Origin of the sequence: Methanobrevibacter sp., assembly GCF_050872065.1 — an archaeon.
Taxonomy (GTDB): domain Archaea; phylum Methanobacteriota; class Methanobacteria; order Methanobacteriales; family Methanobacteriaceae; genus Methanocatella.
Genome location: NZ_JBNMGD010000052.1, coordinates 1 through 8,890, shown reverse-complemented (window position 1 = coordinate 8,890; position 8,890 = coordinate 1). Strand labels below are relative to the sequence as shown.

The 8,890-nt window shown below is 31.7% G+C and carries 9 protein-coding genes; 3 read left to right on the top strand and 6 right to left on the bottom strand.

From position 1 onward, the window contains the following. Window positions 1–27: 27 nt before the first annotated feature. Window positions 28–510: a 50S ribosomal protein L16 gene (rplJ, locus tag ACR0P1_RS06910; RefSeq protein WP_432645674.1), complete on the bottom strand. Its 483-nt coding sequence runs from the start codon at window positions 508–510 to the stop codon at window positions 28–30. A gap of 206 nt (window positions 511–716) precedes the next feature. On the opposite strand from rplJ, the gene ACR0P1_RS06905 reads away from it, so the two are divergent. Both ACR0P1_RS06905 and ACR0P1_RS06900 read left to right on the top strand, forming a co-directional pair. Next, a complete protein-coding gene (locus ACR0P1_RS06905) occupies window positions 717–944 on the top strand; it encodes a KEOPS complex subunit Pcc1 (protein ID WP_432645673.1) in 228 nt (75 codons plus the stop codon). A 158-nt stretch (window positions 945–1,102) separates the two neighbouring features. Continuing rightward, window positions 1,103–2,179, top strand: coding sequence for a hypothetical protein (locus ACR0P1_RS06900; protein ID WP_432645672.1), 1,077 nt, complete (start codon window positions 1,103–1,105; stop codon window positions 2,177–2,179). Here the strand turns inward: ACR0P1_RS06900 and ACR0P1_RS06895 are convergent. Then, a complete protein-coding gene (locus ACR0P1_RS06895; RefSeq protein WP_432645671.1) occupies window positions 2,174–3,256 on the bottom strand; it encodes a nucleotidyltransferase family protein in 1,083 nt (360 codons plus the stop codon). The two genes, ACR0P1_RS06900 and ACR0P1_RS06895, sit on opposite strands and share 6 nt — an antisense overlap. Before the next feature lie 92 nt (window positions 3,257–3,348). Here ACR0P1_RS06895 and ACR0P1_RS06890 point away from each other — a divergent pair, with 92 nt between their 5' ends. Further along, a complete protein-coding gene (locus tag ACR0P1_RS06890) occupies window positions 3,349–4,605 on the top strand; it encodes a dihydroorotase (protein WP_432645670.1) in 1,257 nt (418 codons plus the stop codon). A gap of 52 nt (window positions 4,606–4,657) precedes the next feature. Here ACR0P1_RS06890 and ACR0P1_RS06885 read toward each other — a convergent pair whose 3' ends face one another. The 4 genes from ACR0P1_RS06885 to ACR0P1_RS06870 are packed head-to-tail and all read right to left on the bottom strand — an operon-like array spanning window position 4,658 to window position 8,706. Beyond that, window positions 4,658–5,893 (bottom strand): 4Fe-4S binding protein, encoded by a 1,236-nt coding sequence (locus ACR0P1_RS06885; protein ID WP_432645669.1) that lies wholly within the window; start codon window positions 5,891–5,893, stop codon window positions 4,658–4,660. A 17-nt stretch (window positions 5,894–5,910) separates the two neighbouring features. Next, window positions 5,911–7,338, bottom strand: a complete 1,428-nt coding sequence (locus ACR0P1_RS06880; RefSeq protein ID WP_432645668.1) for a Ni/Fe hydrogenase subunit alpha — start codon at window positions 7,336–7,338, stop codon at window positions 5,911–5,913. 1 nt (window position 7,339) lies between these two features. Continuing rightward, complete coding sequence (locus ACR0P1_RS06875; protein ID WP_432645667.1) at window positions 7,340–8,266, bottom strand: F420-nonreducing hydrogenase; 927 nt, start codon at window positions 8,264–8,266, stop codon at window positions 7,340–7,342. 14 nt (window positions 8,267–8,280) lie between these two features. Beyond that, window positions 8,281–8,706 carry a hydrogenase iron-sulfur subunit gene (locus ACR0P1_RS06870; RefSeq protein WP_432645666.1) on the bottom strand — a complete coding sequence of 142 codons (426 nt, stop codon included), beginning with the start codon at window positions 8,704–8,706 and terminating at the stop codon, window positions 8,281–8,283. Window positions 8,707–8,890: the final 184 nt, after the last annotated feature.

Below are 8,890 nucleotides of genomic sequence, written 5' to 3'. Positions count from 1 at the left end.
GAGTAAAAAGAAAATTAGTTAAAAAATTTATTTAACTAAGTCTTCGCCTTTATCAACAACGATTCTGCATGGAACCGGTAATTTCATACCTGCTCTTTTTAATGCAAGTTTAGCTTGTTCAAAGTTTTTCTCGTTACAATCGATAGTAACAATTTTTTGACCTTTTTTAACAATAGCTTCAACACTGATAGGTTTACCGAAAGCATTTCTCATACCACTTTGTACCCTATCCGCACCTGCACCGGTTGCCATTGGGTTTTCTCTTACAATTTGGTGAGGGTAAACTCTTAATTTTAAGTGGTAACCCATTCTACCAGCAGCTCTTTGCATTAATCTGTTAGAAGCAATCCTTGCAGCTTCTAAAGAGTTGTGTCTAATATGAGCTGGTTTTTTAACAGCTAAACTTACAGATACTGGGAATTCATCTTTTAAATTACCCATATCATATTGTACAATTCTTGAATTTGGGGTTTTTCTAATATAATCTCTTCTTGTATAAGCACGAACCATTATAATTCCTCCGAAACAACTATGACATGATAAACATGTTTTAATATAAAAATAGCTATAATATAATCAAATTCAATAATAGCTATATAAAAATTATATATCGTAATAGATAGAATATTTAAATATATTAATTAAGTTATTAATAAATGTTACCATAATTTTGAAAAAATATTAAAAAAAAGTAGAAATTAAAAAAAGTGAAAAAAATGAAAATTAAAGGAATGATATATTTAGATTACAATGATAAAGAATCCGCAAAATTAATCTTTGATTCACTAGAAATAGATAATAAAAATTATTTAAAATCAGAATTAAAACAGAATAAGATAATTTATGAAATCACAAGTGAAACATTAGGTAGTTTTTTAGCAACCACAGATGATTTAATTGCATCTGAAATTGTTGTTGAAAAAATATTATATGCTACACATTAGTTTCATACATGATGATTATATTATTTTTTTATTATTCATACTAACTTTTCAAATTATTAAAAAAAAACTATAATTATAAAAAGTTTTATATAATTATAAGAAAAATATATTATTTTATTATATTAATTTTTAATTAATTCATTTAGAGTGTGTAATTTATGGAATGTTATTATCATCCTGAAAGAGAAAGCACAGATAATTGTGCAATATGTGGTAAATCTGTTTGTAAAGAATGTAGTTTAGAAATTGCAGGTAAAATTTACTGTAAAGAATGTTTAGAGAAAATTATGGGCCTTACAATTGATAAAAAAGCTCAGGAAAAAGCTCAACCTGTTGAACAAAAACCTCTTGCAACAGAATCCCCAGAAATTAATACTCAAAATATCGATGATAATATATATCAAACACAAAATGAAGATGATTTTGAAATACCATACACTACCCAAGATGAATCTCATTCAAATGAATCCAACATAAATGATGACTCACCATACAATATAAAAGAGAATATTGAATATGCTGGAAGATTTGAATCATCCTACACAACTGATTCAGAGATTTATCAACAACCACAAGTAGCTCAAAATGAATTAGACATGCAACAACCAAATTTAAGTCAAAAAACAGGTGATGATTTCATCTACCCTGATCACACTTATGAACCACCAAAAACTACCGCTAGACAAGAATTAGAAGATAAATACGAAAAATATCTTGATGACTTGTACTTTGATGAAAATGAGATTCCATTAGGTGAACAGCTAGCAAAAGATGAAGCACAGTATGGATCATTGACTAGAAAAGAATATACTCCTAAACCTAAGGAAATTCTTGAACCACAAGAAGTTAATGAACCAAAAATAGAAACCCCTGAAGAAATGGAAGCTAGAATTAGGGCAGAAATTTTAAAAGAACAAGAGTTAATGACTGATGGAGTAGTTCTTAAAGAGGAATCTAAAAAAGAAAATAAAAATCGCTTCGGTTTAAGACATAAAGATAATGAATTGCCAACTGAAGATAAAAATATTCATAACTTAAATTATAAGGATGAAAAAGAACCTATGGGTGCTGTTGACATATTATTAACAATAATTCTCGTTATTGTAATCTTAGTTGTGATATATTATATTGTGTACTTATTTTTATTAAGTTCAACTTACCCAACATTTACTGATGCATTATTTGCACTCAGCAATCCTCAAAATATCATTAATACTATTTTGACACAATTATAATAATGAAATATTTTCATTATTTACTTTTTTTATAAATTTTTCTAATGTTTCATTATTTTTATATCCTAAAATCCTAATATTTGATGGATATTTATCAATATATCTGGAAACCATTTTTTTTGGAATGGGATTTTCTAGAATGCTTAAAATCCTTTGATGGAAATGAGATGAAAATCCATGTAAAATAAATTCTTCTAATTCTTCCAAAGTATTATACGGACCATTATCAATAATATTTTTAGCTAATTTTTCATTAAACAAATTCAAGGCAGATAATTCCTCCAAAGTAAAAATATTAGCCGTATTTAAAATAGATTCAACATCACGAATCCCATAGATTATAGAATCCTTTTTAATTTCCCTTTTTAAAACTTCAATAGTCTTTGAGGGCATCATATCTAAAACATCATCAAAATTATCCTTTTGAATACTTTCACGAATTAATGTACCACTTACACCCTCAATTCTTTCAACGAAAATAAACTTATTAGTATAGTCAAATCCAATTTTGCTTAAAGAATTAGAAAATGAAGTTATGACATAATTATCTTCTTCAAGTTTATCTTTTAGAATAATCTCATTAGTAGTTTTATCTACAATTTTATAAGGTTTTGGAGCTATATGGTGACCTAAATTTATTCTTTTTAAAATTTCATCAAATCCTTCTTTTGGTTTATATCCTCTCGGAATATAATCTGTGTTTAAGGACTTAAACATCTTGCAAAGACATAATGAATATTGTCCAGATCCCATAATTCCCATTGGAGGACCTTCAACAACAATGTCTGCCCCAACAGAAATTGCAATTTCTGCTCTAATTTCTCTTGGCAATATATATGGAATGCCTCTACCACTTCTTTCAAATAGTCCCGGAACAATAGCAACAAATAATGAATCAGGAAACATATGTTTTGCAGTTTTCATACAATGAAAATGACCATTATGTAGAGGATTGTACTCAGTAAAATCCGCTATTAAATTTATATCCAAAGAACCATCTGAATCCATACCCTCCATACATACATCATTGAAAAATAATTCTCTATCTCTTTTGAGAATATCTAAAACTTGGGACATGAAAATAAATATAACTTTTAAATTAAAAAAAACTTATGATTTAAAAATATTAAAAAACAAATATGCAATAAATAATCATTAGGAGATTAACAATGGATTTAGTAATTAAAAATTGTAAGTTGGTTAATAAGATTGGAAATTATTCCATTAAGGTAGAAGATGGCAAAATAACTGAAATATCAAAAATACCTATAAAAGCAGATGAAGTTATTGATATTAAAGATAACTATATAATGCCAGGTTTTATCGATCCTCATATCCATTTCAGAGATCCTGGATTAACTCAAAAAGAAGATTTTAAAACAGGAAGTCTAAGTGCTGCAAATGGGGGATTTACAACTGTAATTGATATGCCAAATACCATTCCTAAAACTAACACTTATGAACACCTTAAGGAAAAAATTCAAATTGCAAAAAAGAAATCCGTTGTTAATTTTGAGCTTCAAGCAGGACATAATAATCTTGAAGAAATGAAAAAAATGATTGAATTGAATCCAATTTCATTCAAGATATTTATGGATTTGGAAAGCGACGAAAGTTTAGAAAAAATATTCAAAGATTTATCAATATTAAAGAAAACTACAGACTATAATGGTCTTGTTTGTGTACACTGTGAAAAGAAATCTATCGTTGAAAACGAAACCAGAAAATTAAAAGAAGCAAAAGAAAATACTCCTATAGATTACACTTATGCAAGACCAGTAGAAAGTGAAGATGTCTCCGTGATGCAAGCTATTGAACTTGCAAAAAAAAATGATTTAAGATTACATATATGTCATTTAAGTTCATCCAAATCATTAGAAATGGCAAAATGTGCAAGTAAAGATATGCAAATATCATGGGAATTTACACCACATCATTTATTACTTGATAATTCAGCATACAATACATATGGAACATTCATGAAAACCAATCCTCCATTGAGACCTAAAAATGAAAGTGTGAGAATAACTGACCTGGATGAAGACTCAATCATAGGAACTGACCATGCACCTCACACCCTTGAAGATAAGACAAAAGGAGTCTGGAATTCATCACCCGGAATCCCAAATCTAGAAACTGTCGTTCCATTACTATTAACCGAAGTAAATAAAGGAAATATTAATTTAAATATTATTTCAAAAATCTTTTCCAAAAATGCAGCTAAAGTTTACGGACTTGAAAATAAAGGTGAAATTGCTGTTGGAAATGATGCTGATTTTACAGTAATAAATCTAAAACAAGAAGGAAAATTCAATATAGATGAATTTGAAACAAAAGCAGAATACTCTCCATTCGACGGCTGGACATATATTGGGCAACCCGTAATGACAATAATAAATGGAAAACAAGTAATGAATAAATTATAAATTAATTATTTTTTAAAAAAAAAGAAAAAATAAGGTGTGCGTGTTATCACACCTATTTGTAGCATAATGCATCTTCAGGACATGCTTCGATACATTGACCACATAAAGTACAGAATCCTGCAATTGGTAATTTAGGATTTTCTGTTTTGTGAATCATGTCATAAGGACATGCATCGATACAGTCACCACATTGATCACATTTAGATGGATTGAATGAAATCCTATCTCTAACAACAGGTTCACCATCAATGGTTATTTCATATTGTTCAACTTTCAATGCATCGTTAGAACATACTGAAGCACAAGCTCCACATCTAATACAACTAGTGAAAGATGGTTCAGCATCAGTTTCTACTAAAGATGGGCAGGACATACCAGTTTTGGTAACTACACGAATTGCTTCAGTAGGACATTTGTTAGCACATGCTCCAATAAAGTCACATTTTTCTACATCTCTTCCAATACCTTCTGAGTCTACAGGTGAAGCTTCACCCCATTCAACATTAATTTCTAATGCATCAACAGGACAGAGTTTTACACATAAACCACATGCAGCACATACACTAGGAATAGCAACAGTTAAAGTAGATCCATTAGCAGTAATGAAATCTCCAGGACATGCTTCTACACAAGTGTTACATCCAATACATTTAGCAGAGTCGAAAGTAAATGATTCAATTTCTTTTGTACGTTTGGTAGGTATTTTTTCGGAAATGAATATTGCATTCCATGGACAAGTTTGGGAACATAATCCGCATCTAATACAATCATCATTTACAGTAATTGGGCTTCCCACTTCATCAAGAGTAATAGCACTTACAGGACAAGGTTCTACACAAGTTCCACATCCAACACAATCTTTGATGTATAATGGACCTTTTCCTTTGAGATCTAAATCATATTCTGCAGGTTCTTTAACACCAGGAATACCAATTACATCAACTGGGCAAATGTCAACACATTTTTGACACATTACACAGAAACCTTCAACTTCTTTTAATTTTGTACCAGTGACTTTAATAGTTTCTTGTGGACAAACTTCTTCACATTTACCACATTGATCACATAAAATAGAGTTAAATACTAATCTTGCTTGGCTAACGCCTTCAACAATTTCATAATCTTCTACTTTTAATGCTCCATTAGGGCAAACATCAGCACATTTTGGTTCTCCACCACAAGTGTCACAATGTACAATAGCAGTTGGTGTTACATCAATAGCTGAAGTAGGACAAGTTCCTTCACATGCCCCACATTTAATACAGCCATCTTCATTAAATACAATCATTAATAAACCCCCTTAAATTAGAATTTTTTAATGAGGTTTCCTTCACTGTCTACAATATCTACTTCAGCTAATCTCATTTGACTATCCATTGAGTGAGTAGCACAAGATAAACATGGGTCGTAAGCTCTGATAACCATTTCCATTAAGTTGAAAATTTTATCATCGACTTCAACACCAGGTTTGATGTAGTCTTTAGCAACTTGGTGAATACCCATTTCCATAGCAGGGTTATTTTGGATTGTAGCAACAACAATGTTAGCTTTAGTGGTTAAACCATTTTCATCAGATTCATAATGGTGGATTAAAGTACCACGAGGAGCTTCTACAATACCTACACCTTTACCTTCAGTTCTTTCTAATTCATCTGGGAATTTTTGACCAGATAAATCTTCTTCTAATGCATTAGCAGCACATTCAGCAGAAGCTAATAACTCAATGAGTCTAGCATAGTTGAATAATAATGGTGCTTGAGCATATCCGAAAGCATCACGGAAGTCTTTAAGAGCTTCTCTTGCGAGAGGTGCTTCTTTAGGCATGTCATCACAAACATTAATCCTAGATAATGGTGCAACTCTGTAAATACCTTCTGGGTATCCTAATTCTTTAATGTATGGGAATTTTAACCAGGAGTAAGGTTTTACGTGTTCAGCAACAATGTCAGTGTACTCTTCATTTCTGTATTCGAGAAGGTCACTTCCATCTTTGTCTTTAATTCTTACTTTACCATTATATACATCCCAAGTTCCATCAGGTTTTACGAGACCACAGTGTCTGGTATCTCCAAAGTTACCTAATGAAGAGATTAAGTCAATGTTTTCTTCAAATACAGGAATAGCTAAGTCTAAAGTAGCTTGTGCTAATTCAACATTTTGTTTAGCTCTAGCAAGTAAATCTTTTTGAGTTTCATCATCTAATTCAGTAGAAATTCCACCAGGAGTGGAGGAAGTTGGGTGAATTGGACGACCACCAATTTTTCTAACAATTTCTAAACCATTTCTTCTGATATTAATAGCTTGAAGTGCAACTTCAGGCATGTCTTTAATAACTTGGAAAACATTTCTAGTTTTTCTAGTTCCGTTAGGAATAATTAAATCTGGTGCAGCTAAGAAGTAGAAATGAAGAGCGTGGGAGTGCATGTATGAACCCCAGTTCATAATTTCTCTCATCCTATATGCAGCAGGTAAAATGTCATCATCATTGAATCCAAAGATTTGGTCAACTGCTTTTGCAGCTGCTAAGTGGTGTTGTACATCACAAATACCACAGATTCTTGGTACAATCCTTGCTAATTCTTCTACAGGACGACCTTGTAAGAATTTTTCAAATCCTCTGAATTCCATAACGTGTAATCTTGTTTCTTCAACGTTTCCAGCATCATCAAGATGCACGGTAATTTTAGCGTGTCCTTCGATACGAGTAACAGGTTCCATAGTAAGTTTAACCATATTATTCTCCTCCTTTTTGCATTTTAGCTGGGATTAATGCTGCAGGTAATGTGTAAGTGTAAAAAGTACCTACAATATCATCTAATTGATCAGCAACAGTTTCAGGATCTACAGTTTTATCTTCTTGTACACCGTAGTCAGATGCAATAGCACTGATCATTTTTGCTCCTTGATCTAATACTTTTGCAGTAGGACCATAACATCCTCTACATTGGATACCAATGGAAGGACATTCTGCTCCACATAAAGATACGGTTGCAGGACCCATACATACTAATCCTTGACTAATTAAACATAAGTCAGATTCTGGAGCACCTACTTCAAATTGTCTTTTAATGAAGTCCATAGCTAAACCAGCAGGTGGTTTTTCTCTAGGACATACTTCACAAAGGTTAGTGGATGGTAATTCGATTGTTTCTCCTTTTAATAATGTTAAAATAGCTTCAGCTACAACATCAGAACGAGGTGGACAACCTGGAATCATTAAATCAATATCCATAGTTTCACTGATAGGTCTTACTCTGCTTTCGAGATGTGGTACCTCTTCATGAGGGATAATACCATCAGGGTTTACAGTAGATACAGAGTTAATGTATGCTTCTTCTTCTAATTCTTCAACAGTCCATAAGTTTCCAAGACCTGGAATACCACCGTAGCAAGAACAAGTTCCGTAAGCAATAATCATGTTTGCTTTTTCATTTAACATTTCTGATAATTCTCTGTTTTCATCATTTCTGATTCCACCTTCAACAATAAGAATGTCTAATTCAGGTACTTCATCATATTTAGTATCCATGAGTACAGGAGAGAATTCGAAGTCAGCGAATTCCATAACATCAATTAAAGATTCGTGGAAATCTGCAATAGATAAGTGGCAACCAGAACATCCGCCAAACCACATAGTTCCTATTTTTACTTTATCTGCCATATTCATTCCTCCAATTATTCTTCAGCATTTAATTGTTCTTTCAATGGAGCTGGACCTAATTCTTTGATTCTGTTAACCATCATTTTAACAGCTTCAGAGAATTTTTCACCTTCGGATGCGGAAATCCAATCGTGGTGAAGTCTTTCTTTTCCAATTCCCATATCTTCAACTAATTTATAAACTAATCTCATTCTACGATCTAATTTATAGTTACCAGCATCATAGTGGCAATCACCCATGTGACATCCAGCTACAAATACTCCGTCAGCACCTTCTTTAAATGCTTTTAAAATAAATTGTGGATCAATTCTTCCAGAACACATTACACGAATAACTCTAATATTCGGTGGGTATTGCATACGTGCAGTACCTGCTGTGTCTGCTCCTCCATAGGAACACCAGTTGCAACAAAACATTACAATTTTTACATCATCAGCCATAGAGTTTTTCCTCCTCTATAATATTTCTCCAATTTAGAAAAACATTTTGTCCTTCTAAATCAATTTTAAACTTTTTTAAAAAATTTTAAAATTTTTTTAAAGAACACCATTTAGGTGTGCTTTAAAAACACAATTTCTGTACGTAATGAGCTAGCTCAGCGTTACATTATGTACTGAATAATAT